The sequence below is a fragment of the Rhodococcus sp. NPDC060176 genome (assembly GCF_042728675.1).
Classification (GTDB): domain Bacteria; phylum Actinomycetota; class Actinomycetes; order Mycobacteriales; family Mycobacteriaceae; genus Rhodococcus_F.
In genome coordinates this window covers 230708-254783 of the sequence record NZ_JBHWYS010000001.1, presented here as the reverse complement: position 1 = coordinate 254783, position 24076 = coordinate 230708, and the positions used below count along the sequence as shown (strand labels likewise).

Below are 24076 nucleotides of genomic sequence, written 5' to 3'. Positions count from 1 at the left end.
CGAGGAGCTTTGTCATGCGCAAAACACGATGGAAGATCGCCATAGCGTTAGCGGCATCCCTCGCCCTTGCCGGCTGTGCCACTGGCGGCGCCACCACCGGCGGCTCGGATTCCGCGGAACAGGTGCCGGAACTCGACCCGAACCAGCAGGTCGACATCGTCTTCGAGTCCTACAACCTTGCCCAGGCCGGTTTGTGGACAGACACCATCACCGGTCTCATCTCCGACTTCGAGGCCGCCCACCCGAACATTCACGTAAAAGCACAGCCGCCGCAAAGCGGTGGCGCGGCCGGTTCCGGCACCGCAAGCAGTGTGCAGACACAAATGCTCGCCGGGTCACCACCCGATGTCGCTCAATTGACCTTCGACACTCTCGATTTCGCAGTCACAGCACTGAAAGCCAGAAATCTCGACGAACTGGTCGGCAAGGACGCAGTCCAGGCCAACTTCGGCGGAGACCATCCCTTCCACCCCAGAGCTGCCACACTCGGCGATTGGAATGGCGACACCTACGGCGTTCCGTATGTGTTCTCCACTCCCACATTGTTCTACAACTCCACTGCACTGATCGAAGCCGGCCTCCCGGCAGACACCGACCTCTCGACCTGGAGCAAGGTGGCCGCTGCCGCGAAGGCAGTGACCGCCAAGACCGGAAAGCCGTCGCTCGGCGTCAGCTGTTCGGTCAAGGGCGGCAGCTGGTGCATGCAGGCGCTCTTCAAATCGGCCGGCGGTGGTGTGCTGTCCGAAGATCGCAAGACCATCGAATTCGGCGAGCCTGACTCGGTTTCGGCTGTCACCATGCTCCGCGGACTCTACGAAGACGGGGTCCTGGTCAACGCAGATGCGGCGACGCAGTACGAGAGCTTCGCGAAGGGTGACATCGCCATCGATCTCAACACGTCTGCACTGCAGGGAATGTTTGTCAGTTCCGCGACAAAGGCCGGTTGGGACTTGAGAGCAACCGCGATGCCTGCCTTCGACGGACGTGCAGCGGTTCCCACGAACTCAGGTTCCGTCCTGTCCGTCTTCTCGCAGGACCCGGCGAAGGCGCGCGCTGCTTGGGAATTGATCAAATTCATGACAAGTGATCATGCGTACACGCAGATCTCCACAAAGATCGGATACCTACCCCTTCGTTCGTCGCTGACGCAGGATCCCGCTGCACTCAAGCCTTGGGCGGACGGCAACCCACTGCTGGTACCCAATCTCAAGCAACTCGACTCACTCCAGCCCTGGCAGTCCTACCCCGGCAACAGCTACGTCCAGGTCGACGACATTCTCGCGCAAGCCATCGAAGAATCCGTGTTCTACGGCAAGGACCCGAAGTCGACGATGCAGGCCGCACAGCAACGGGCTCAGGACTTGATCGGCTGACACGGTCCAATCCAATTCCAGCGAACACAACTTCCGGATCGGGAACAACTATGAGTACAGCTCTTCCGGATCAGCGAGCCAACCGCCGGCTCGACCTGAACGGTACCTACAACTTTCGCGACGTCGGCGGATACGCCACTCGTGACGGTCTTACCACCAAGTGGAACAAGCTTTTTCGGTCAGACGCTCTTCACCGTCTCAACCAGGTGGATCGCGAGGTTCTCCGCGGTCGAGGACTGGCATTCGTCATCGACTTGCGCGAGCAGGAGGAGTTGGACACGGCACCGAACGCGCTCGAAGGTCTTGACCTGACGCAGTTTCATCTGCCCATCTTCGAGAGTGAAATAAACACCCGCGAAACAAGTTTGGACCTTGCAGCAATCTACGCCAAGGTCATCGATCAATGCGGAGTCCGGCTGGTTCGTGCAGTACGCGCAATCGCAGAATCCGACGACAGCGCAGTGCTGGTGCACTGCACGGCAGGCAAAGACCGTACCGGTCTCGTCATTGCGCTTGCATTGGCGGCAGTCGGTGTGGATTACCGCGACATCGTCGCAGACTATTCGCTCTCCGAGGTCATGTTGGCCGGCGAATGGGCATCGGCGATGGCCGTCAAGTTGCGCGAATACGGCATAGGCGACGGAGCCGACGTTGCCCAACTGGTCGGGGCAAGCCCGGCCGCACTCATGCGGACAAGTCTGCAGTCCGTCGACAACTCGTACGGCAGCGCCTCCGAATACCTTCTTGCCCACGGATTGAGCTCCGCGGAACTCGATCGCCTACACCTTGCACTGGTCAACTAACCCACACTTCACAGGAGAATTATTCATGTCCCAGTACGGCGAACCCGATCACTACATCCTGCACCTCAGCGACACTCACTTTGTCACCGACGGAGATCTTCTCCACGATTCCGTGGACAGTGATGCCAATCTGGCACGCATCTTCGAGCGACTGGAAAGGACTGGCCAGCGTCCTGAGGCTATTGTCTTCACCGGCGATCTGGCCGACGTGGGAGAACCCGAGGCATACGTCCGACTGCGCAGGATCGTCGAGCCTGCAGCCGAACGGCTCGGCGCAAAGGTGATTTGGGTCATGGGCAATCACGACGCGCGCCCGGCATTCCGCAGCGGCCTGCTGGACGCCGCTCCGACCCAGGAATCCGTCGACTCGGTGGTCGACGTGAACGGCCTCCGTATCATCGTGTTGGACAGCACTGTTCCCGGCAGCCATCACGGGTTGATCACCGACGAACAACTCGCTTGGCTCGAAAAGATTCTTGCCGTACCGGCACCACACGGCACCCTTCTTGCACTGCATCATCCGCCAGTCCCGTCAGTTCTGGATGTGCTCTCGTTGGTAGAACTCAAGGAACAGAACAAACTTGCCACTGTGCTCGAAGGAACCGATGTCCGCGGCATCCTCGGTGGCCACCTGCACTACTCGACCACCTGCATGTTCGCCGGAATTCCTGTCTCGGTTGCCTCGGCGACCTGCTACACGCAGGATCTTCTTGCGAGTAGGGGCAGCATGCGCGGCCAAAACGGCGCACAGGCATTCAACATGGTCCACGTCTTCCGAGATCGAGTTCTGCACACGGTAGTTCCTGTGGAGGAGTCGGCAACTGTGTACGAAATGAGCGCCGAGTACCTGCAAGAGGCCATATCCAAGCTGGTCTCCGCGAGTGATCCGTCCAGTTCTGCTACTGCACTGGCGAATTGAGCCACGAACATGTTTGTCGAAGTTCCAAGTACCGGCGGGTCGGAGCGTGCCATAGCGGCGCGCCCGGCCCGTTCCGGGTGGGCACCCCGTGTCTGGGTGCCATACCTGTACCTGTTGCCGGCAGTGGTGCTGTTGATCGTGTGGATCTACAAACCGCTCGGCGAGACTGTCAACCTGTCGTTCTACAAGTGGAACATGGTACCTACCACTCCCAAAGTGTCGGTAGGACTGGATAATTACACGCGAGTTCTCTCGTTGCCCGAGTTGCATCAGGCGCTGCGGAACACCGTGGTCTACACACTCGCCTTCATGCTGTTCTCGCTGTTGCTGCCGATCCTCATCGCGTTGGTGTCCAAACGGATATCCGGACGGTCGAAGACGATCTATCAGGCTCTGATCTTCGTCCCGTTCCTGGTGACACCGATCGCGGGCAGTGCCGTGTGGCGTTGGCTCTTCAATCCCGACGGCGGCGCTGTCCCGAGGGTGGCCGCAACGTGGGGAACCGAGATGGGCAACATCTTTCGTGATCCGAAGTTCGCTCTACTCGGTGTGGTCGTGATCGTCGGATGGCAAATGCTCGGCTTCGGGGTGCTGGTCATTTCAGCTGGGCTGGCGGGCATCAACCCGGACTATGCTTCTGCGGCATCACTCGACGGGGCGTCCGAGGCGACGATCACCCGAAAGATCACACTGCCGCTACTCTCCCCGACGCTGGTGTTCCTGGCCCTCATGACGATCCTGTTGGGTGCGCAGTGGGCGTATCCCGTGATCGACATTCTCACCCAGGGTGGACCGAGCGGCGCGTCCACGAACATCTATTACCTGTTGTATCAGTTCGGTTTCCAGAACTTCGACGCCGGACTGTCAGCTGCCGCAGGCACTCTCTTCTTCCTCGGCTTCGGAATCATCGCAGTCATCTTCGTCCGCCTGTCGGACCGGCTGAGCTTCTACGACAATTAGGAACTGACATGGCATTTGTTCTGGTCGACGCACCCGGCCATCCACGTGGTTCCGATGCGATCCCGGTGGTGGAGCACCTCAACGCCCGGAGTGAGAGCAACGACGGACCGGTACGGTCCCGGTCTCGAACGCGACGGGTGGTCGGGCACGTTGTCCTCGCGGCCGTGACCGTGTTCAGCATTTTTCCGATCTACTGGCTGTTTGCCACGGCCTTTCGTCGCCCTGACGATTCGCTGTCGGCGAGCCCGCTCCCCTCGCCCTTCAGCCTCGAGAACTTCCGATACGTGTGGAACACGATCCCGATGGCGTCGATGATGGTGAATACCTTCACCATGGCGTTGGCCATGTCGGTCAGCCAGCTGTTCGTCGCAATCCTCGCCGCCTATGGGTTTGCCCGGTGGAACTTCTTCGGCAAGCAAGCGCTGTTCCTACTCTTCGTCGGGTCGTGGTTGGTTCCGTTTCAGGTCACGATGATCCCCAACTACCTGCTGATCTCCCAGATGGGCTTGCTCAACACCGTTGCAGGCATCGTGATCCCGAACTTGTGCTCGGCCTTCGGAGTCCTGCTGATGCGACAGCATATGGAGGCGTTTCCGCGGGAGCTACTGGACGCCAGTCAGATCGACGGACAGAACTCGTGGGCAACGCTGTGGAAGGTTGTGCTGCCCAACATGAAGCCTGCTCTCGCGGCGCTGGGAATCATGCTGTTCATCTCTGCTTGGAACGAATATCTCTGGCCCGCGCTCATCATGCGCCAGTCGAATTCGGTGCTACAGATCGGTATTCGCAGCTTCCTCGGTGCCGAAGGGAACAATTGGGGTGCCATCATGGCGGCGTCCGGACTGGCGTGTCTGCCGATCTTCCTGATCTATCTGTTCCTTCAGCGCTACGTGCGCGACGCGTTCGTCCAGTCCGGTCTCAAGTAGCAAACAACAGTCTCAGAAACTGTTTACCGGGCACAAGAATTGGCGTGACTCGTTCCAGAAGGGAAAGAGGTCGGTGGTGGTGGCCGTGGGGTGGTCGATCCCCGCAAGATTGTAGAAATCGAGGATCGTCCTACCCGCGGTAGCGCTGACCTCGCATGCCTGCAAGCTCAGCTTCGCCTCCGCCACGAAGCCGATGCTGCGGGCGAAAGGTCCGAGAGTCCCGGCATTGACAAAACTCTCGAGGTTTTGTCCCCACTGGTTGTAGTCGGACTGCAAAGTAAAGCTGCATGTTTCACCGAACAATTCGGTACAGGTTGTCGGTTGCCTGCCGATCGTGTGAACCGTGTCGGCGAGTTCGTGCGAAGTACCTTCGCGCGGTGATCCGGAAAGGAGAAGCAAGACGGCGACGGCCAAGGCAACCACCAGAAGGATGCTCGCGGCCGTTGCCAGTATCGCCTTCACAATCCCTCGATCCACGTAAGTTCATGAGGGGAACCGATTTTGGAACACCGGTCACTGGATTTGTACCCGTGGCACTCGGGGTCCAAACATCGACCAGGCTGGGAGCCGTGCATCAGTCTGGGGGGTCGCGAGAGGATGTGTGGGAAAGCGGGGGAGGATCGACACTCCCTTCCACTACCAATATATAGCCCACCGGGGGGCTTGCGGCAAGGCCCGGGCAGTGCCGCAGAATGGCTCTTCCGATCCCGTACGACCGACTACCGGATCGGAACAGCCAGCGGAAGTGAGGGCATGTGCCAATCCAGGGATACGAAGACGAACTGCAATCCGAGCGGAACTATGTGGAGGCGCTCTACGCGCGACTCGACGCCGAACGGGCCCGAGTCAAGGGTCGGTACAGCACCGCTCTGCGCGGAGACGGCCAAGCACTCATGGAACGCGATGCAGAGGTACGCGCGCTTGCCAAAGAGGTGAAAAGGCTGGATGTAGCCGACAACGGACTGTGTTTCGGCCGGTTGGATTCACTGTCGGGGGAGACTTCGTACATCGGGCGAATCGGCCTTCTGGACGCGGACAACGACTACGAACCGGTTCTGCTCGATTGGCGGGCGCCGGCATCTCGCCCGTTCTACGTCGCCACCGCTGCGAACCCGGAGAACATGCGTCGACGCCGTCAGTTCCACACACGGAGTCGACGCGTGGTCGATTTCACCGACGAGGTACTCGGGCGCCCCGAGGGTGGTGAACGCGACGCACGCGGGGACTCCGCTCTGCTCGCGGCGGTCAACGCACCGCGAGGTGAGGGCATGCGGGACATCGTGGCCACGATCCAGGCCGAGCAGGACGACATCGTCCGTCTCGAGCACCCTGGAGTGTTGGTGATCGAAGGTGGCCCGGGCACCGGGAAGACCGTCGTCGCCTTGCACCGCGTCGCCTACCTTCTCTACACGCAGCGAGCACGTATGGAACGTCACGGAGTTCTCGTGGTCGGGCCCAACCCGGCGTTCTTGAACCACATCGGCCGCGTACTGCCCTCATTGGGAGAGTCCGACGTGGTCTTCATGACCACCGGTGATCTTGTCCCCGGCCTACGCGTCACCGCCGAGGACATCCCGGGCGCCTCTGAGCTCAAGGGTTCACTGAAGATCCTGGATGTGCTCAGCGCGGCGATCGCCGATCAGCAGCGACTGCCCGAGAGCCCGCTGTCGATCGAACTGGCGGACGTCACAGTGCGGATCGATGCCCAAACCGCGGAGTGGGCCCGAGAAGAAGCCCGCGCCAGCAAGCTCCCCCACAACGACGCTCGCACGGTGTTCACCGAAATCCTCACGTGGGCACTGACCGAACGGGCGATAGCGCGCATCGGAAAGGGATGGTTGACCCGCAGTGACCGTGAAGCGTGGGAGCAAGTGCGCGCAGATCTGACCGCAGAGTTGGCGGAGAATGACGCGTTTGCCGCAGCGCTCGACGCACTCTGGCCGATCCTGACACCGAAAGAGCTACTGACACAGCTGTTTACTTCTCCGGAACGCCTACGGGCAGCAGGTGCGGACGAGACACTGTTGCGCCGAGATGGCGATGCCTGGACGGTGTCCGACGTTCCGCTTCTCGACGAATTGGTGGACATGCTCGGCCGGGACAAGCCTGTGGATCAGAGCGCCGAACGCGAACGCCAGGACGAGGCCGCGTATGCGGCGGGTGTGCTGGACATGATGATCAGTCGCGAAGACCTGATGGACGACGAGGACCATCTTCTCGCCCAGGACATGCTGTACGCCGAGGACCTGGCAGACCGTTTCGTCGAACGTGACACCCGAGAACTCGCCGAACGCGCTGCTGCAGACAGAGACTGGACGTACCGGCATATCGTCGTCGACGAGGCACAAGAACTGTCCGAGATGGACTGGCGGGTCCTGATGCGTCGTTGCCCGGACCGGTCATTCACGGTGGTAGGCGATCTCGCGCAACGTCGTTCACCCGCAGGTGCCCGCTCGTGGGCGACGATGATGGAGCCGTATGTCCCCGGTCGCTGGATCTACCGATCACTGTCGGTGAACTACCGCACTCCGGCCGAGATCATGAGCGTCGCCGCCGCCTTGCTCGCCGAGTTCGCGCCGGGAGTCCAACCACCCGAGTCCGTCCGCGCTTGCGGGGTGCAACCGTGGTCCAAGCGAATCTCCGCTGACGAACTGGCGTCCGCCGTCGACGAATTCAATCAGGGCGAGGACGAACGCGAAGGTACGAGCATCGTCATCGGGCCTGCGGATGTGCCAGGTGCTGTGCCGGTTTCGGAAACGAAGGGTTTGGAGTTCGATGCCGTGCTTGTCGTGGAACCGGAGCGGATCATTGCCGACGGCCCGCGCGGTGCGTCGGAACTCTATGTCGCCCTCACCCGCGCCACTCAACGTCTGGGCGTCTTGCACGAGGGTCCGTTGCCGCAGGCCCTGACCGGACTCGTCGAGGTCGGGACGGCGAGGTCACCGCAATCGTTCGCGACGAGCGATCGTGCTGTGTAGGCCTTCGGCAGCAGCGCGCACGTAGGACACCTGGCTCTCGGGGACGAAGCGACTGGTGGGACCGGTGACACTGATGGCCGCGACGGGTTTGTCATTGGTTCCGAAGACCGGTGCCGCGACACACGCAAGACCCGGCGCCGATTCCTCGCGCTCGAACGCAATGCCGGTCTCGACCACTCTGTTCAGTTGGGTGTTGAGAATGCCGGGCGCGACAATCGTGTGCGGGGTTCGGCGCGTCATCGGTTCCGACAACACTTCGCGGCGAAGTTCGTTGTCGGAGAAAGCAAGGAGCGCCTTTCCGATTGCGGTGCAGTACAGCGGTATCCGGCCGCCGGTCCGAGAAGGGGAGTTGGCTTGTCGATGGCCGCCGATCTTCGCGACGTAGACGACGTCGTGGCCGTCACGGACCCCCAGGTGGACTGTCTCGTGGGTCCGCTCGTACAAGTCCTGGAGGAACGGCATCGCCATCTCCAGAAGGCTCCGTTCGAGAGAGGCGAGCATGCCGAGTTCGAAGAGGCCACCGCTGAGTCGGTAACCACCGTCGAGTCGGTCGAGTAACCGGTTCGCAACCAGTTCGTTGGCCAGGCGGTGCACGGTTGCCTTGTGCAGGCCCGTCCGCTGGACCAGGGCGGCCAGAGGCAACACGTGGTCGTCGGCCCGGAAGGCGCGCAGGATCGTCACCGCCTTGCCGAGCACGGTCTCGAGGTTTGCGCTGCCAGTCACCTCCCCAGCGTATCGCTGAGTGAGACAGTTCCCTGGCGCAATCTCGGTGCCGCGGCGAAAGTAGTGGCCATGAGCCAGCCCACGAATACCAGTACAGCTAGCGAGACCGACATCGCAGCTGCTGCGGACCGCCTCGCAGCCGCCATCGCGAGCGGTACTCCCTGCGCGCCAGTGCGCGATCTGATCGGCGCCGACGACCTCGTCGCCGCCTACGCCGTCCAGCGTCGCGTCGACGAAATCCGTCGGCAGGGCGGGGCCGTGGTCGTAGGCCGCAAGATCGGCCTGACCTCGGTGGCAGTCCAGCAGCAGCTCGGCGTCGACCAGCCCGACCTCGGCGTGCTGTACGCCGACATGGAGTTTCCGGCCGGCGGCGTCATCCCCATGAGCCGTTTGATCCAGCCCAAGGTCGAAGCCGAAGTGGCCTTCGTGCTCGGCGCCGACCTTGTGGACGGGCCACTGGACAGCGCCCAGGTCCGCGGCGCGATCGACTACGCCGTCGCGGCGATCGAGATCTGCGACAGCCGCATCGAGTCGTGGGACATCAAGTTCGGTGACACGGTCGCCGACAATGCATCCTCGGGCGTCTACGTCCTCGGAACCGAACGCCGCACCCTCGACGAGGTGGAACCCGCGGGCGTCGTCATGTCGATGTCCGTCGACGGCACCGAGGTCTCCACCGGCGTCGGAACCGCCTGCCTGGGCGATCCGATCGAAGCCGTCGTCTGGCTCGCCCGCACGGCGCGCGAGTTGGGGCAGCCGCTGACCGCAGGCCAGGTGATCCTGTCCGGCGCACTCGGCCCCATGGCGCCGGTCACCGCAGGCAACGAAGTCACCGTGACCGTCTCCGGGCTCGGTTCCGTCACCACCAGTTTTTCCAGCGAAGAGGACAACGCATGAGCAAGGTCAAGGTCGCGATCATCGGATCGGGCAACATCGGCACGGATCTGATGATCAAGGTGCTGCGTAACTCCGACTACCTGGAGATGGGCGCGATGGTCGGTATCGACCCCGCGTCGGACGGCCTCGCTCGCGCGGCGCGTCTGAACGTGCCGATCACGGCAGAAGGCGTCGAAGGCCTGGTCGGTCTGCCGAACTTCGACGAGATCGAGATCGTCTTCGACGCCACCTCGGCAAAGGCTCACGTGGCCAACAACGCGCGGCTGGCTCCCCTCGGCAAGCGCATGATCGACCTGACGCCTGCCGCGATCGGACCGTACGTCGTACCGGCTGTCAACGCGGACGAGCACTTGGACGCACCCAACGTCAACATGGTGACGTGTGGCGGCCAGGCCACCATCCCGATGGTTGCCGCTGTTTCTCGGGTGGTTCCGGTGGCGTACGCGGAGATCGTCGCGTCCATCGCCTCCAAGTCGGCCGGTCCCGGAACGCGCGCCAACATCGACGAGTTCACCGAAACCACGTCCGAGGCGATCGTGGCAGTCGGCGGCGCTCGTCGCGGCAAGGCCATCATCATCCTCAACCCCGCTGAGCCGCCGCTCATCATGCGCGACACGGTCTTCTGCCTCGTCGACGCGCCGGATCCGGCTGTCCACGACGAGATCCGTCAGTCGATCGAGAAAATGGTCGGCGACGTCTCGGCATACGTCCCGGGCTACCGCCTCAAGCAGGAAGTCCAGATCACCGAGATCCCGGCCGACCAGCCGGTCGAGACGTTGCTCGTCGACGGCAATCGCCCTACCCACCAGGTGTCGGTATTCCTCGAGGTCGAGGGTGCTGCGCACTACCTGCCCGCGTACGCCGGCAATCTCGACATCATGACGTCCGCCGGAATGCAGATCGCGGAGCGCATCGCCCAGCAGAAGGAAGCAACCAAGTGAGCAACCGCAAGATCTTCGTCCAGGACGTCACCCTTCGCGACGGCATGCACGCTGTTCGCCACCGCATCTCGCCGACCGACGTCAAGCGGATCGTCACAGCTCTCGACGCTGCCGGCGTCGACGCGATCGAAGTTGCGCACGGTGACGGCCTCGCTGGTGGCTCGCTCAACTACGGTCCCGGCTCGAACACCGACTGGGAATGGATCGAAGCTGCAGCCGAGGTACTCCAGCACGCTCGCCTCACCACGCTGCTACTGCCCGGCGTCGGCACGATCAGTGAACTCAAGCACGCCTACGACCTGGGCGTCCGCTCCGTTCGCGTTGCCACCCACTGCACCGAGGCCGACGTCTCCGCGCAGCACATCGAGACCGCCCGCGAGATCGGCATGGACGTCTCGGGCTTCCTGATGATGAGCCACATGGCACCGGCCGAGGAGTTGGCGAAGCAGGCCAAGTTGATGGAATCGTATGGCGCGCACTGCGTCTACGTCACCGACTCGGGTGGACGCCTGGTGATGAACGACGTCGCGGATCGTGTTCGCGCATACCGCGATATTCTCGACGAGGGCACCGAAATCGGTATCCACGCCCACGAGAACCTTTCACTCTCGGTCGCCAATTCTGTTGTGGCCGTGCAGAACGGCGTCACTCGCGTCGACGCGTCCCTGGCCGGGCACGGTGCCGGTGCCGGTAACTGCCCCCTCGAAGCGTTCATCGCTGTTGCGAACATCGAGGAGTGGGAGCACGGCTGCGACCTGTTCGCGCTGCAGGATGCTGCCGACGACATCGTCCGTCCGCTGCAGGACCGACCGGTCCGCGTCGATCGAGAGACCCTCACACTGGGCTACGCAGGCGTGTACTCGAGCTTCCTGCGCCACGCCGAGGCTGCGTCGGAGCGCTACGGAATCGACGTTCGCACACTGCTGCTCGAAGCCGGACGCCGCCGTCTGGTGGGTGGCCAGGAGGACATGATCGTCGACATCGCGCTCACCCTTGCGGCGCAGGCGAGCAAGGAAGCTGTCTGACGAGCTGCCGAATTCGCTGATACCCGAGTCCCGCTCCCGTCTCCGGACGGGGGCGGGACTTCTCAGTTGGGCTGAGAAGGTTCTGTCATTACAGCGCTCAACCTCTGAAACTGTTGTTGCCCAATAACGGCGAGGTGCCGATCTTCGCTACGGTGGATGACATGACCGAACCTGACAGCGACCGTCTGATACACCCAACTGCAACGGCGGGTTGCGCCGGCGTCGACATTCCGGACAGCCGGGGTCGCACCGGCCTCGACCGAACAGGCTTCGGGCTGCACGGTAATCCTGATGTCGAAGTCGAACGAGTCGAGGTCACCTCAGACGGTTGGCATGTGTTGCGTCGCAGCACCTTCACGTACCGGCGACGGGACGGGACTCTCGAGACGCAGCAACGTGAAACCTACGACCGCGGGAACGGCGCGACGATCTTGCTGTACGACCCCGAACGGCGCACCGTCCTGTTGACGAAGCAATTCCGCTTTCCCGCTTACGTCAACGCACACCCCGACGGAATGTTGATCGAGACCGCAGCCGGTTTGCTCGACGACGACACGCCGGAAGTAGCCATTCGGCGAGAGACGAGCGAAGAGCTTGGCGTCGCGATCGGTGAGGTGCAGCATCTGTTCGATCTGTACATGAGCCCCGGATCCGTCACCGAGAGAGTGCATTTCTACGCCGCTCGATACAGTCCGGCGGACAGAACCGGCAGCGGCGGCGGGGTGCCAGACGAAGGCGAGGATATCGAAGTCCTAGAGTTGCCGTTCGACACGGCACTCGGCATGGTCGCCGGCGGCGAGATCGTCGACGGTAAGACGGTCATTCTTCTTCAATGGGCTGCCATGTCGGGGGCACTGACTTCGAAGTCGATTGCCTGAAATTCTATATCCTGTGCCGATGGAACCTGCCGAGTACCGTGACGCGCTGAGGTCCGTCCTCGACACCGCATCGTCGGTAGTCGAAAGCCGGCTGGCGGCGATGCGCGCCGCGGCGACAGCACAAACCGAAGGCATTGTCATCGACGTCTCCGTGGACCAGGACGGCGAGGGCACTTTCGGCGTCTGGGCGCGATTCGACGACCCTGATGCGTTCAGTTTGAATCAGCAGATCGGCGACGAGCGGGAGCTTTTCGGCGTGATCTGGGGTGAGGAAGGCTGGGAGCCACCGGTTCCCGCTCGTCCGCGAGAGTGGTCACGCACGGAACTCGAGGAAGTTATCGTCGGTGTCGTCGCCGAGTGGATCGGCGCGCTCGTTCCCCCGACTGCATCCGAACTGCACTGGGAAGTAACAACTCCCGACGGAGCGACCGACCCGATACCTGTGGGCCCCGATTTCAGTCGTGGACATTCGCCTCGATGAAGCGCGGAAGCTGTCGGCGAGATGCACGACTTCGAACCACTGTTGTGATCGATGTTGCGATGTCACCGACCGGTCGAACCGTCGATCAGCTCGCGGAGGATGTCAGCGTGCCCGGCATGGCGTCCGGTCTCTTCGCTGAAACGTCACTTTCCAATCCGTCACGTTTTCGGCGAGAAACATCGATCGTTCGACAAAGGTCAAATGATTGACCAGCCCGAGCAAGGTTGTTCCCGACCGAACAATTGTGGTGCGCACCTGAGGTTCCGGAGCACCTTCAACCTTGACAGCGATCGAATCACGCAGGTAGTCGAGAAACGCGCGCAGCGTATCGGTCTCGCTATTCCCTGTCCGGGGTGGTGGGACATCACGGCGGCTCCGACGCGACGTTGCCATGGTGGGTCTCCTTCCTCGGTGAGGAACGACGAAGAGGCTTCATTCCTGGATGGGTAGTACCGATCCTTCCGAACTCACGTCGATCCCGCATCAATTTTTGCCGTTGCGGCAAAGGCCGGCTCTATTGCCGGTATCACCGCGCGGAATGCAGGTCGCGCACAAGTTGAGGTGTCCGCCACTTGCCGACCTCGAACGGCCACCGCCGCAGCGGATAAGCGAGACGGGCCACGAAGTAATTGACGTATTCGACGACGCCGAAAGCCCACACCACCATGATGGCCGCCGCAGTGACGAAATGATCTGGTAGCCAAATGAGCACGCCGAGGAGACCGACTGCCAAGACGACAATGTCGAGGACCCGAAACGCACGGTAGAGCGCCGCGAGGCGGGCCGGCATCGGCGCCTGCTCGACCCAGCCTCGGGCAAGCAACCAATAGACACCTGCTTGTACGAGAACCACGAGCAGTGGGGCCAGCGCCGACCACAGCGCCGCGGAGTCGTGCGGACCTTCGAGCCGAGGCACCACGACGCCGACAGCCACAGCAGCAAACACTCCCGCGGCGGCCAGTTCGCCAAGACCGAGGCTCAGGTACCTGCGTCGCAAACTCATTCGCCGTTGATCCACCACGTGAGAAACCATATCCGTTGATCACTGCGCAGCGGGTGCGCATCAGTTGCAGGGCATTGCCTAAGATCGATCGAAAGGCAGTCACGTGTAAAGAGGTTGGTGTGCGATGGTGCGATTGGCCATGGTTACGTTCGATGCAACGGATGCCCGATCACTTGCCACCTGGTGGTCGGAGCGATTCAGCGAGGCGAGTATCGATGGTGACGAAGATTTCCTGACGGTGACGGCCCCGGACCTCCCACTCACTCTCGGTTTCCAACGGATCGATCAGGCTCGCAGCCAAAGGAATACGGTTCACCTCGACTTCGACCTCGAACCGCAGGATCCTCCGCGGGACCAGGTCGTCGCGACCTTCGTCGCGGCAGGAGCAGCCCACGTCGAGCGCCATGAGTCGGGCGAATCAATTTGGGACGTGTTGGCGGATCCGGCGGGAAACCTTTTCTGCGTAGGTGATCCGCATTAGGTCTTGTCTGAAAACTAGTCAGAGATCGAGTCCGCTGCTCATCCGGCAAAGCCTGAAAGTGCGTCACCCACACAGCCGTACATGTATTCGTTCGCATACAGTCGGGTATGTCCCAGCGGCAACCCAGACTGGAATGTCCGCTGTGTCAAAATCTGCCGATAGGGGCTGGACGGATGGGATCGCCTGATTTGCTGGGTCTGACGGCCTCACTGTCGTCGTCGACGCCTATCCTCGCCTTCGTTGCTGGGCTCATGCCGCGACTGGTCGGTGATGAACCGAATCCCGTTGTCGGCATACGAACGAAGGCAACGATCTCGAGCCCCGAGGCGTGGCAATTGGCCCATCGGATTGCGCGGCCGCTTCTGCGCCGGACGGTGTGGACAGCCGTAGCGGGACTGTGCCTGCAGGTCGTGATCGGTGTCGTGACGGGTTTCGGATCTGTGGGCTCGGCTGTCGCTTCAACGGTCGTGTTTACAGCAGTGCTCGTCGTCCTGCTCTGTGCGGCGTTGAAGGGCAACGCCGCAGCAAAATCGTTGCGGCATTGACAGCCTGGGCCGCAGTTGTCAGACGTGCCCTCGTTCTCCGATTTCAGTTCCCGATACGCGGTCGTTCGCGTCGGCGGGGTCCACGGTCCCGCATCTCGAGGATCGCGGCTGCCGTTGACGCGACCGTCTTGTCGTCGTCGTGGGTGAGCTGGGCGAGCGCTTCGTGTGCTGCCGCGCCGGGAATCTCGGCGAGCGCCTGAGTGATTCGCAACCGCGTCGGCGCGTCGGCGGTGTTGTCGAGCCTGTCCTGCACTGCTGCGACGACTTCGCCGCTCGCGGGCGAGCACTCCGCCAGAAGGCCCAGCACCTCGCCGGCCTCGACGTCGCGTCGCCCGTCCGCGACCATCTCGAGAAGAGCGGGCATCGAGATGGCCTCTCCGCGAGTTCCGAGGGTGAGAGCGGAGTCGGCGCGGACTATCCCGTCCGAATCATCGAGAGCTCGCTTCAAACACCGAGTTGCCTCCTCGGTGTGGATCCCGGAGATGGCGGACATCGCGCGACGCCGAACCTGGACGTCCTCCGATTCGAGACCCTTCGCGAGAGCTGCAAGACCCGCACCTTCAGTCCTCGCCAACGCCCATTGCAACGCTCCGGCCACGTTGGCATCCTTCTCCGACAGGATGGCCTCGACGAGTGCGTCGACGGGCAACGCTGCATTCAGCTCCTGCGACAGGATCGCTTGCTGACGGTGGGCAGCGAACTCGGATTCGAGTGCACGCAACAGCGAGACCATGCGCAGGACGTCATCCCACTCCGAAGGGACGGAGGCGTCGACCCTTTCGAGTTTGGTCAGCAATTCTTCCTCCGCCGCGATCCGTTGCCGAGTGTGTTGCATGAGTTCACCCACCAAATCGGCCGGGGCGAAGTCGGGCTCGTCCAGTGCACGCTTGGCCTCGTTCAGCGAAAGCCCCAACGTCCTCAGGCTCTCGACGTGGAAGAGTCGACGGATGTCGTCGGCGGAGTACTCGCGGTAACCGCCGGACGTGCGGCCCGTCGGCTTCACCAGTCCCAACGTGTCGTAGTGCCGCAACATCCGTGTGCTGACACCACAACGCCGCGACACCTCGCCGATCAACATCCGTCTCCCCTTCCTACGCGTCCGGGCCGATTGCCGCGACGCGCTTCGCCAACTCGTGTGAGAGAGCGAACCCACCGTCGGGGTCGTGCCAGAGTTGCTTTGTAGCATCAGCATGCGCCCGAACACGCGGATTCAGGCTTGCACCGGCCGCGTCGAGCACCGGGAGTACAGCCTCGCCGAGTCCTGTCAGAGCTCGACTGAGACTGAGCTGCATCTGGAGTTCGCCTCGCCCGAGTTCGGTGGCCAACTCGGCCGCGAGCGCGCCCTCGTCTCCTGACGGCACGAGGGCTACAGCCGCACGCCACGCACTGCGCACGACCTCGTCGTCCTGGTCGTGAACCAGCGCAGAGACCTCGGGCCAAGCGATCGGATCGCCGATCTTGGACAAGGTGTGGAGCGCCTGACTGCGGGCTTGCGAACCATCGGACCCGAGCTCACGGATCAGCTTAGGCACCGTGATTTCGCCCGGCAGGCGGCACAACGCCCAGGTCAACATGTCGCGGACGAAGAAATCCGGCTCGACGGCACACCGATCGACCAGGGCAACCGTCAGCTCAGGGTCCGGGCGTGTGCCGGCGGCCAGCGCGGCGCGCAGCCGAACCGAGGGATCAGCTGCGGCCAATGCGTCGACGAGGTGAGCATTCTGCCCACCGTGGTTGGTTGTGTTCACGACAACCACCTCCTTCGTCGACCATTGGAGTCCTTGTCACTGTGTCAAGGTCAAGCCGGCGAAGGTCGCAGCCAAGTTCAGAGCTGGCGGCGCAGGTCCAGAACTGCGATTCCCCAGCCGACGAGTCGTGATGCAGACACGACCAGACCTGCATCTTCCGCGACGGCTGCGAACTCGGATTCGGTACGTATTCCGGTGCCGTGCATACAGAGCATCAGCAGATCGAATTCGGCAGCGTCCTCACTGATCGAGGTTCCGGCGGCACCTTCGTCGAGCAACCGCTCGACAACGATGATCTTGCCACCGGGCACAACAGCATCACTGGCTGTACGGAGCAGCAGGCTCAGGTCGTTGTCCGGAAGACGCCCAGTCGCTTCGAGGAGGAGGTACGCGTCGAACGGGTGGGCAGTCACCGGCGCGAGAACACTCTGCGTCAGATGGCTGATCCGGTCCGACACCGCGGGGTCGACGTCCTTGTCGATCCGTTCGAGTTCACTGGGCAAACCGAGGACCGTTGCCGCGAGGTGCTGTTCGGCACCGAGCACAGCGTTCATCACGACCCCGGAACCGCTGCCCGCGACCAGGATGCGCGTGACGTCGCTGAGGGGATATTCGGCTGCGAGGGCCGATCCCAGAAATGCTGCCTCGTCGGCGATGTGATGGTGATGCTTGTCGGCCAGCAGTGGATGGGCGTCCAAGTCTTCGTCGAGAGTGCGGCCGGTAACGGCACTGATCGCGGCCGTTCCGGATCGAACCGCGCCGACCAACCCGGTGATGGACAACTCGACCCGTGCCTCGATTCCCTCGAGGTCGAGCCAGTTCGAGACCCACTCGTCGCCCAGCATCGCCTCACCCACTTCGCCGAGGGTCAGCGTCTCCCCTGCTCCCCGGGCGAGAACCTCGGTGGCGATCAGGTAGCGGACGAACTTCGCCAAGGCTCGAGAGTCGGTTCCGGTGCGAGAGGCCAACTCGCCCAGATTGTCGGCACCTTCGGCAACGTGGTGAGGAATACGCAGAGTGTTTGCCGCCCTGATCGCGAACGGGGAGACGATCTCTGCCCGCTCGGCGAGCTTGTCGAACGGTTCGGTCGTCGCGGCCGCGAGATCGGGCACGGCGGGATCGTCGGCGAGAGTGACGACCTCGGCACGCCGCCAATAGCCGGTGATGTCCACCATCTCCGCCGGCAACTGACGCTCTTCACGCAGATACCGACGAATCCCCTTGAGCGAGGTGGATTCTCCGGCTACCCAGGCGAACACGGCGCCGTCACGCCACGGTACGGAGCGCACGGCCTGCTCGAGCGCTGACAGTTCACCGGCCGGACTGTCGTCTCGGCCTACCCGAGTGAGCGAGACCGAAGCCGCGCTGGGCAGATCGAGTGTGTGCTCGGCTGAAGTGACCTCGACAACGACGCGAGCGTCCAGACCGGCGGGCATCTCTTCGAGCCAACGCGCGATTGCCGGTATCGCAGTTTCGTCTCCGACGACGAGTACCCAGTCCACATCTTCCGGCGCACGCCCCGAACGAACCGGACCAAGGAGGTCGATGGAGTCGCCCGGCAGGCACCGTCGTCCCCAGGTGGACGCGATTCCGGTCTCGTGGGTGACAAAATCGAGAGTCAACTCGGCGGCAGTGGGATCGAACTTGCGCACGGTGTAGTTGCGGGTGACGGGCTTGGGGTCGCGTGGCCACTCGACCGTGCGTGCGCGCTGCTGCGGAAGCACCACTTCGCCGGACTCGGTGGGAAAGAACAGTCTCACGAAGTCGTCGAATCCGGAACTGCACAGCGCCGGGAACTCGAACCCGTCCTTCTCGAACGCGACAAGTTCCGGGCCGCGCAGGACGATGCGTCGCATCCCGGCGTCGATGTCGGACGTCTCGACGACCGTGGCACGCCGGATCACCTCGGGATGCACCAACTGTTGCCGGTGGGATCTGGCCATGTGTCGCTATTACCCTTCTACGTCGAATGCGCTTACATCGAATGCGTCGGCGCCGCTCACTTCGGTGCCGCTCACTTCGACAGCACTGGGATGCTGCCGCCGAATCAGATACGGTGCAACGCTCGTGAGCTTCTCACAGGTCTCGTCGAACTCTCGGTCCGGAGTGGACTGCGCGACGATCCCTGCCCCGGCACGCAACCACGTGCGTCCTTGCTGCTGGTAGACGGCCCGGAGAACGAGGGCGGCTTCAAGCGTCCCGGTCGACGAGGCCCGAACCACCGCCCCCGAGTACAGGCCGCGTTCGCCGTTGTCGAGACGTGCGATCGCGTCGATCGACTCGCGTTTAGGGATTCCCGACGCGGTGACGGCGGGAAAGACGGCCGCGAACGCATCCCAGGGTGAGAGGTCGTCGCGCAACAGGCCGCGCACGGTCGAGGCGAGGTGCTGCACACTGCCACGTTCACGAACACTCATGAAGTCGGTGACCGTGGTCGAGTCGCCGGTAGAGACGGAGGCGACCTCCCGGAACGCGGTGCGGACCGATACTGCATGTTCGGCAATCTCTTTCGGGTCCTCCTCCAGATCATTGCGTGCTGCCGCGTCCGCCTCCGGTCCCACACCGAGGGCACGGGTCCCGGCGAGCGGTTCGGCCGAGACGCGTCTCCGGCCGTCGACGGCGACGACGAGTTCGGGGCTGAATCCTGCCGCTGCGATGTCTCCGAGGTTCAACAGAAAGGAGCGGGCCGGCGTGTTGGCGAGTCGCCCGACACGGTAGGTATTGGGCAGGTCGACGTCGAAAGTGACCGGAACAGTCCGGGAGAGAATGACTTTCGTGTAGTCGCCACGACGCACTTCGTCGATCGCCGCGGCGGCGCGTTCTCGGTAGCTATCGGTGTCGGTGAAGACGTCGACGGCACCTGACGAAGGTGGTACCACGGCGGTGACACGCCGGAGGACGTCGGTGAGCGCGGCCGCGTCGGCGGGCGTACCGCCGGTCACGACGATGTCGTCGCCCAGGGATCGACCGAAGGTGATTTCGACGCGCGGGATGATCAGGTGCGCCAGGGTGGACTCGCCCAGCGGCCGGCCGGCCGGCACACAATGGGTGTACGCCGAGAACTCGAAACTCACCCAGCCGTAGGCATTCCAGTGCTGAACCGGGAGCGCCGCGAGGGAGTCCTGCAGCGCGAGCGCCGGGTCGTCCGACCACTCGGACACGCTGTCGACGCCGTCCCAGGTGGTGGTCACGGTCCGGCCTGTCATCACCACGGAGCCGAGAATGCCTGCCGCGATCTCCCAGTCCCCGTGGTTCTCGTAGACCACGTATTCCTCGAACAGGCCGGATTCGGCAAAGGCGACGACCTTGGCGAGGTCTCGGTCGAGTAGGTTCCCTGCCGGGAGACGGGAAGGATCGAGATCGGTATCGAGATCGTCGACGGTCGATGGTGTCACGAACGGCTCCCGACGGCAGCGACCAACGCGTTCTTGTCGATCTTCCCGACTGCGGTCATCGGCAGCGACGGGCGAGTCACCACACGATCGGGAAGGGTGTTTGCGGCGCATCCGAGACCGACGAGGAAGGATCGCAACTCCCCCAGTGTGGGTTCGGTTGTGCGGGTGACGATCACCGCGCACACGCTCTCTCCGAGATCACGGTCCGGGATGCCGACCACCGCGACCCTGGACACCGCCGGGTGGGTGAGCAACAGGTCTTCGAGAGCGTCTGCGGCGACATTTTCGCCACCCCGGGTGATGACGTCTTTGATCCGGCCGGTGACGATCAGGTGGCCGGTCGCGAGCATGCGGACCTGGTCGCCACTTCGGTAGAACCCGTCGGCGGTGATCGCGGTCCGATTATGTTCGGCGGCACGGTAATAGCCGTTGATGGTGTAAGGCCCACGGGTGAGGAGTTCCCCCACCTCGCCCGGTAGGACATCGTCACCGGCCTCGTCGACGATCCGGATCTCGTCGAGTTCGGAGAGAGGACGGCCCTGCGTGGTCAGCACCAGATCGTCGGTGTCGTCGAGGCGCGTGTAGTTCAGCAATCCTTCGGCCATGCCGAACACCTGCTGCAGGGTGCATCCGAGGGCGGGCCGGACGAGTTTGGCGACCTCCGGGGTGAGCTTGGCTCCCCCGACCTGCAGCAACCGAAGGCTGGAGAGATCTGCACTCTCCCATTCGGTTGCTTCACACCACAAATGGGTCAGACTCGGTACGAGAGCGGTCACGGTGACGCCGTGCTGTTCGATCAGTCCGAACGTATGGTCCGGGCTGGGATCGCGCGTCAGGACCACGGCGGCGCCGACACCGAACGCACCGAGAATGCCGGGGCAGGCAAGGGGGAAATTGTGAGCCGCGGGAAGGACCGCGAGATACACGTCGTCTGCGGTGAGTTCACATATCTGCGCGCTGGCTCGGGCGTTGTACGCGTAGTCGTCGTGGGTGCGGGGAATCAGCTTCGGCAATCCGGTGGTTCCGCCGGACACCAGCAGCACCGCGACGTCCCGTGAATCGGCCCGATCGAAGGCGCGGCGCTCGGCGTGAACATCTGCGAGTGAGGTGAATTCCGCTGCGTCACCGTCGACGAATACCGTTGTCACACTGGGAACTGACCCGACGACCTCACGGGCGAGGTCGCGGTAGTCGAAACCCCCGTCGCTGTCGGCGATCACGTATGCCGTCGCCTCGGACAAGCCGGCGAGGTGCACGATCTCTCGGGCACGATGGGCGGGCAGGGTCAACACCGGAACGGCGCCGCATTCGAGCAAGGCGAAGAGCACCACGACGAACGAGGGTGTGTTGGGCAGTTGAACAATCACCCGATCCCCAGCACCGACGCCGCGTTCGGCGAAGCCGGCAGCGGTGGCACTTACCCGGATTCCCAACTCGGAGTACGACAATGCTCCATCGCTACCGACGACGGCTCGGCGACGTGAATGGTCGGCAACCCAAGTGTCGAATTCCGTGGGTATGGCACGTCCACGCCATAGGCCGGCGTCGGCGTACCGTTGGGCCCGCTCGACGGAAAACGGTACGACGTCGATGTTCGTGGAGAGCTCTGCGGTCATCGTAGTTCCTCGCGTTCGAGTGATTCTGTGCCGGAATGCTCGGGTGTGACGCCCGGTGAGCTGCCGTCGACAATGTGGTCGACAATGTTGCCGACAGCGTGGTCGACCGTGTGGTCTACGTAGTCACGTAGTGACGCCAACGAGATCAGTGCGAGTACGGACAGAGACACCATGATGACGCCGTACACGATCAAGGCGGTGGAGGCGACGAACACGGTGCCGATCAGACCTGCGACCGCCGATCCCACGGACAGTCCGAATACGTTCTGTGCGCTCCACAAACTGTTCGCGCGGCCGAGCAGCCGGTCCGGCGTGTTGGTCTGGATCACGGTGTACGCCACGATCTCCTGAACGGCACCGAATGCCCCGGCGACGGCCAACAGGACGAGCGCTACCCAGACCATCGGTGCCAGTCCGACTCCGGCGAGCGCCAGGAAACTGGCCGCGAGCGCGAGTACGAGGACGTAGCCCTTGCGCCGCACCCTGCTGATCCATCCGCTGGCCACCGATCCCAGGGCCGCCCCGACTGCGGTCGCGGAATACAGCAGGCCGGCGGTGCGCGGATCTCCGTCGAAGCGTTGCTCCACGAAGGCCGGGATCAGTACCCCGACGCCGCCGCCGAGCAAAGCGATGGTTCCGACGATGAGAACCGACCGAACGATGTTCCGGCTCAACGCGAACCGGAACCCTCCGGTGAGGGACGCCCACGGCGACTCCTCGTCCGTCTCGTCCGGCCGCAATTCCGGCAGAGTCGCCAGAAGTGGAACAGTGAGCAGGGTGCCTGCTGCGGCAGCCCAGTAGTTCCAGGTCACCCCACCGGTGGCGATTACCACGCCACCGAGCGCGGGGGCCGCCATCATGCCGAGCTGGACGGTGAGTGCGTTGATGGCTCCGGCCGCGGCGAACGAGTTCTCCGGGATCAGAGCCGGAGTCACGGCGAGGAGCGCGGTGATGCTGATCGCGCCGATCGCGCCGTCGACGGCGCCGAGTGCGTAGATAGCCCATACACTCGGGTCCGCCGACGCCGCGTTGAGCGCCAGCCCGACAAACGCCAAGCCGCACAATGTTCGGGTCCATACGATCAGTCGTCGTCTGTCGTACCGGTCGGCGAGTACGCCCCCGGTGAGCAGACCGACCAGGGTGGCGACGCCCGTGACCGTCGACGCGAATCCGACGTGTGCCGTCGATCCGGTCAACGCGAAGATCTGCACGGGCACTGCGACGATCAGCATGCCGATTCCGAACACCGCGATGGTGCGTGCGATGACGATGCTCCGGAACGGTGGGCTCTCGCGCAGTGGCGACAGGTCCAGCAGTAGAGCCTTGCCGCTCATGGTGTTTCCTCCCTGGCCGTTGTCCGGCCCTTGTCCCTCGACTATCCCTTGACGTTGCCTGCGGCGGTGTTCAGCACCGTGGCGACGTCGTCGAGGATGTACGGGATGGTCAGGACCGTCAGTCCTCCGAAGGCGAAGTTCTTGTCGACGCTGAAGTCCTTGGTGGATGCAGTGCGGCCGTCGACGATCACCGGCTGTGCGGCAACCAAAGGCTCGGCGAGGAACGCGTTGAGAGAGTCCTTGTCGTAAGCGACCACGAACAGCACGTCGGCCGCGATCAGGGGCGCCTGCTCGGTGCTCAGCTCGAAGTACACGGCCTCCGGGTCCTTGGTCGGATCTGCCTGCTGGATCGTCGGCTCGTTCTTCAGTCCAAGCTGTTCGAGGAACTCGACGCGCACGTCGGCGTCCTTGCTCACCGCGAACGTGCTCGGGCTGTTCGGGAGTGCGATGGTCACGGTCTTACCCTGCAGCGCAGGGTTCTTCGCAGCTGTCGCGCTGATCGCGGCATTGGTCTTGTCGATGAGTGCGGTGGCCTCGGCCTGCTTGCCCAACGCCTGACCGGCGATGGTCACCTGGTCCTGCCACGACGCGGTCCACGGCTCGTCCGGGAAGGACACCACAGGCGCGATCTTCGACAGCGCGTCGAATTCCTGCTGAGTGATACCGGAGTACGGGGCGAAGATGAGATCCGGTTCTGCCTTGGCGAACTGCTCGACGGGCGCCTCACCGGTTCCGTCACCCGACAACAAGGTCGGCTGCTCGCCACCGAGCTTGTCGAGCGCCTCGGCGTCCCACTTCAGAATGCCCTTGTCGTCGGCCCCGTACTGAGGTCCGGCGAAGGTGGGCATCGCAACCGGGACGACGCCGAGCGCCAGGAGGGCGTCCTGGTTGGACCATCCCCAGGTTGCGACCCGCTTGGGCTCCTCCTTGATCTCGGCCGTGCCGAGAGCAGACTTGATCGTCACCGGGAACGCGGCATTCGCTGCCGACGAAGTCTCGGTGCTACCGCTGTCGTCGTTGCTGCTGCAGGCTGCCATTCCAACCACGAGG

General features: G+C 63.2%; 24 protein-coding genes and 1 pseudogene. 13 read left to right on the top strand and 12 right to left on the bottom strand.

The window, feature by feature from the left end:
- Positions 1–14 precede the first annotated feature (14 nt).
- The 5 genes from ACFWEM_RS01150 to ACFWEM_RS01130 are packed head-to-tail and all read left to right on the top strand — an operon-like array spanning position 15 to position 4981.
- Positions 15–1373 carry an extracellular solute-binding protein gene (locus tag ACFWEM_RS01150; RefSeq protein WP_378530371.1) on the top strand — a complete coding sequence of 453 codons (1359 nt, stop codon included), beginning with the start codon at positions 15–17 and terminating at the stop codon, positions 1371–1373.
- A 50-nt stretch (positions 1374–1423) separates the two neighbouring features.
- Positions 1424–2176 (top strand): tyrosine-protein phosphatase, encoded by a 753-nt coding sequence (locus tag ACFWEM_RS01145; protein WP_378530369.1) that lies wholly within the window; start codon positions 1424–1426, stop codon positions 2174–2176.
- Between the two features lie 25 nt (positions 2177–2201).
- Complete coding sequence (locus tag ACFWEM_RS01140) at positions 2202–3095, top strand: phosphodiesterase (protein ID WP_378530366.1); 894 nt, start codon at positions 2202–2204, stop codon at positions 3093–3095.
- A gap of 9 nt (positions 3096–3104) precedes the next feature.
- The gene (locus ACFWEM_RS01135) at positions 3105–4055 is read left to right on the top strand and encodes a carbohydrate ABC transporter permease (protein ID WP_378530362.1); all 951 of its coding nucleotides are present in this window, start codon (positions 3105–3107) and stop codon (positions 4053–4055) included.
- A gap of 8 nt (positions 4056–4063) precedes the next feature.
- Positions 4064–4981 (top strand): carbohydrate ABC transporter permease, encoded by a 918-nt coding sequence (locus ACFWEM_RS01130; protein WP_378530360.1) that lies wholly within the window; start codon positions 4064–4066, stop codon positions 4979–4981.
- A 12-nt stretch (positions 4982–4993) separates the two neighbouring features.
- On the opposite strand, the gene ACFWEM_RS01125 is transcribed toward ACFWEM_RS01130, so the two are convergent.
- Positions 4994–5443, bottom strand: coding sequence for a hypothetical protein (locus tag ACFWEM_RS01125; RefSeq protein WP_378530358.1), 450 nt, complete (start codon positions 5441–5443; stop codon positions 4994–4996).
- Between the two features lie 293 nt (positions 5444–5736).
- Here ACFWEM_RS01125 and helR point away from each other — a divergent pair, with 293 nt between their 5' ends.
- Complete coding sequence (gene helR / locus ACFWEM_RS01120) at positions 5737–7959, top strand: RNA polymerase recycling motor ATPase HelR (RefSeq protein WP_378530356.1); 2223 nt, start codon at positions 5737–5739, stop codon at positions 7957–7959.
- Here helR and ACFWEM_RS01115 read toward each other — a convergent pair.
- Positions 7921–8682: an IclR family transcriptional regulator gene (locus ACFWEM_RS01115; protein WP_378530354.1), complete on the bottom strand. Its 762-nt coding sequence runs from the start codon at positions 8680–8682 to the stop codon at positions 7921–7923. The genes helR and ACFWEM_RS01115 overlap by 39 nt on opposite strands.
- A 69-nt stretch (positions 8683–8751) precedes the next feature.
- Here ACFWEM_RS01115 and ACFWEM_RS01110 point away from each other — a divergent pair, with 69 nt between their 5' ends.
- The 5 genes from ACFWEM_RS01110 (at position 8752) to ACFWEM_RS01090 (ending at position 12904) form a co-directional block, all read left to right on the top strand.
- Positions 8752–9579: a 2-keto-4-pentenoate hydratase gene (locus tag ACFWEM_RS01110; protein WP_378448370.1), complete on the top strand. Its 828-nt coding sequence runs from the start codon at positions 8752–8754 to the stop codon at positions 9577–9579.
- Entirely contained in the window at positions 9576–10520 is a 945-nt protein-coding gene (locus tag ACFWEM_RS01105; protein ID WP_003943168.1) for an acetaldehyde dehydrogenase (acetylating), read from the top strand. Before ACFWEM_RS01110 ends, ACFWEM_RS01105 begins: the two co-directional genes overlap by 4 nt.
- Positions 10517–11545 carry a 4-hydroxy-2-oxovalerate aldolase gene (gene dmpG, locus ACFWEM_RS01100; RefSeq protein WP_378530352.1) on the top strand — a complete coding sequence of 343 codons (1029 nt, stop codon included), beginning with the start codon at positions 10517–10519 and terminating at the stop codon, positions 11543–11545. Before ACFWEM_RS01105 ends, dmpG begins: the two co-directional genes overlap by 4 nt.
- Positions 11546–11706: 161 nt before the next feature.
- A complete protein-coding gene (locus ACFWEM_RS01095; protein ID WP_378530350.1) occupies positions 11707–12423 on the top strand; it encodes an NUDIX domain-containing protein in 717 nt (238 codons plus the stop codon).
- A 19-nt stretch (positions 12424–12442) separates the two neighbouring features.
- Entirely contained in the window at positions 12443–12904 is a 462-nt protein-coding gene (locus ACFWEM_RS01090; RefSeq protein ID WP_378530349.1) for a DUF6389 family protein, read from the top strand.
- 62 nt (positions 12905–12966) lie between these two features.
- On the opposite strand, the pseudogene ACFWEM_RS01085 reads toward ACFWEM_RS01090, so the two are convergent.
- From ACFWEM_RS01085 to ACFWEM_RS01075, 3 genes and pseudogenes are all read right to left on the bottom strand, one after another.
- Positions 12967–13014 (bottom strand): annotated as a pseudogene (locus tag ACFWEM_RS01085) (hypothetical protein); the annotation flags it as partial.
- Entirely contained in the window at positions 13007–13297 is a 291-nt protein-coding gene (locus ACFWEM_RS01080) for a DUF664 domain-containing protein (protein ID WP_378530347.1), read from the bottom strand. The gene ACFWEM_RS01080 and the pseudogene ACFWEM_RS01085, both read right to left, overlap by 8 nt.
- A 133-nt stretch (positions 13298–13430) precedes the next feature.
- Entirely contained in the window at positions 13431–13907 is a 477-nt protein-coding gene (locus ACFWEM_RS01075; protein ID WP_378530345.1) for a hypothetical protein, read from the bottom strand.
- Positions 13908–14031: 124 nt separating this feature from the next.
- Between ACFWEM_RS01075 and ACFWEM_RS01070 the strand changes: the two genes are divergently transcribed.
- Together ACFWEM_RS01070 and ACFWEM_RS01065 are read left to right on the top strand one after the other, a co-directional pair.
- Positions 14032–14388, top strand: a complete 357-nt coding sequence (locus ACFWEM_RS01070) for a VOC family protein (RefSeq protein WP_378530343.1) — start codon at positions 14032–14034, stop codon at positions 14386–14388.
- Between the two features lie 173 nt (positions 14389–14561).
- A complete protein-coding gene (locus ACFWEM_RS01065) occupies positions 14562–14933 on the top strand; it encodes an SdpI family protein (RefSeq protein ID WP_378530341.1) in 372 nt (123 codons plus the stop codon).
- Between the two features lie 43 nt (positions 14934–14976).
- Here the strand turns inward: ACFWEM_RS01065 and ACFWEM_RS01060 are convergent, their stop codons facing one another.
- From ACFWEM_RS01060 to ACFWEM_RS01030, 7 genes are all read right to left on the bottom strand, one after another.
- A complete protein-coding gene (locus tag ACFWEM_RS01060; RefSeq protein ID WP_378530339.1) occupies positions 14977–16011 on the bottom strand; it encodes a MerR family transcriptional regulator in 1035 nt (344 codons plus the stop codon).
- A 13-nt stretch (positions 16012–16024) separates the two neighbouring features.
- Positions 16025–16690, bottom strand: a complete 666-nt coding sequence (locus tag ACFWEM_RS01055; RefSeq protein WP_378530337.1) for a HEAT repeat domain-containing protein — start codon at positions 16688–16690, stop codon at positions 16025–16027.
- Between the two features lie 68 nt (positions 16691–16758).
- The gene (locus tag ACFWEM_RS01050) at positions 16759–18624 is read right to left on the bottom strand and encodes an SIP domain-containing protein (protein WP_378530335.1); all 1866 of its coding nucleotides are present in this window, start codon (positions 18622–18624) and stop codon (positions 16759–16761) included.
- A gap of 9 nt (positions 18625–18633) precedes the next feature.
- Positions 18634–20076, bottom strand: a complete 1443-nt coding sequence (locus tag ACFWEM_RS01045) for a salicylate synthase (RefSeq protein ID WP_378530333.1) — start codon at positions 20074–20076, stop codon at positions 18634–18636.
- A complete protein-coding gene (locus ACFWEM_RS01040) occupies positions 20073–21692 on the bottom strand; it encodes a (2,3-dihydroxybenzoyl)adenylate synthase (RefSeq protein ID WP_378530331.1) in 1620 nt (539 codons plus the stop codon). The genes ACFWEM_RS01045 and ACFWEM_RS01040 overlap by 4 nt, the downstream gene beginning before the upstream one ends.
- On the bottom strand, positions 21689–23026 hold the full coding sequence (gene entS / locus ACFWEM_RS01035; protein ID WP_378530329.1) for an enterobactin transporter EntS: 1338 nt from the start codon (positions 23024–23026) through the stop codon (positions 21689–21691). Before entS ends, ACFWEM_RS01040 begins: the two co-directional genes overlap by 4 nt.
- Positions 23027–23067: 41 nt before the next feature.
- Positions 23068–24063, bottom strand: coding sequence for an iron-siderophore ABC transporter substrate-binding protein (locus ACFWEM_RS01030; RefSeq protein WP_378530326.1), 996 nt, complete (start codon positions 24061–24063; stop codon positions 23068–23070).
- Positions 24064–24076: the final 13 nt, after the last annotated feature.

Excerpts from the sequence above, each read along its gene's own strand:
- ACFWEM_RS01135 (WP_378530362.1), top strand. The coding sequence starts at position 3,105 with ATGTTTGTCGAAGTTCCAAGTACCGGCGGGTCGGAGCGTGCCATAGCG.
- ACFWEM_RS01040 (WP_378530331.1), bottom strand. The coding sequence starts at position 21,692 with ATGACCGCAGAGCTCTCCACGAACATCGACGTCGTACCGTTTTCCGTC.
- ACFWEM_RS01080 (WP_378530347.1), bottom strand. The coding sequence starts at position 13,297 with ATGGCAACGTCGCGTCGGAGCCGCCGTGATGTCCCACCACCCCGGACA.
- ACFWEM_RS01075 (WP_378530345.1), bottom strand. The coding sequence starts at position 13,907 with ATGAGTTTGCGACGCAGGTACCTGAGCCTCGGTCTTGGCGAACTGGCC.
- ACFWEM_RS01095 (WP_378530350.1), top strand. The coding sequence starts at position 11,707 with ATGACCGAACCTGACAGCGACCGTCTGATACACCCAACTGCAACGGCG.
- ACFWEM_RS01060 (WP_378530339.1), bottom strand. The coding sequence starts at position 16,011 with ATGTTGATCGGCGAGGTGTCGCGGCGTTGTGGTGTCAGCACACGGATG.
- ACFWEM_RS01145 (WP_378530369.1), top strand. The coding sequence starts at position 1,424 with ATGAGTACAGCTCTTCCGGATCAGCGAGCCAACCGCCGGCTCGACCTG.
- ACFWEM_RS01110 (WP_378448370.1), top strand. The coding sequence starts at position 8,752 with ATGAGCCAGCCCACGAATACCAGTACAGCTAGCGAGACCGACATCGCA.
- ACFWEM_RS01050 (WP_378530335.1), bottom strand. The coding sequence starts at position 18,624 with ATGGCCAGATCCCACCGGCAACAGTTGGTGCATCCCGAGGTGATCCGG.
- ACFWEM_RS01065 (WP_378530341.1), top strand. The coding sequence starts at position 14,562 with ATGGGATCGCCTGATTTGCTGGGTCTGACGGCCTCACTGTCGTCGTCG.
- ACFWEM_RS01070 (WP_378530343.1), top strand. The coding sequence starts at position 14,032 with ATGGTGCGATTGGCCATGGTTACGTTCGATGCAACGGATGCCCGATCA.
- ACFWEM_RS01030 (WP_378530326.1), bottom strand. The coding sequence starts at position 24,063 with ATGGCAGCCTGCAGCAGCAACGACGACAGCGGTAGCACCGAGACTTCG.
- ACFWEM_RS01150 (WP_378530371.1), top strand. The coding sequence starts at position 15 with ATGCGCAAAACACGATGGAAGATCGCCATAGCGTTAGCGGCATCCCTC.
- ACFWEM_RS01130 (WP_378530360.1), top strand. The coding sequence starts at position 4,064 with ATGGCATTTGTTCTGGTCGACGCACCCGGCCATCCACGTGGTTCCGAT.
- ACFWEM_RS01140 (WP_378530366.1), top strand. The coding sequence starts at position 2,202 with ATGTCCCAGTACGGCGAACCCGATCACTACATCCTGCACCTCAGCGAC.
- entS (WP_378530329.1), bottom strand. The coding sequence starts at position 23,026 with ATGAGCGGCAAGGCTCTACTGCTGGACCTGTCGCCACTGCGCGAGAGC.
- ACFWEM_RS01090 (WP_378530349.1), top strand. The coding sequence starts at position 12,443 with ATGGAACCTGCCGAGTACCGTGACGCGCTGAGGTCCGTCCTCGACACC.
- ACFWEM_RS01105 (WP_003943168.1), top strand. The coding sequence starts at position 9,576 with ATGAGCAAGGTCAAGGTCGCGATCATCGGATCGGGCAACATCGGCACG.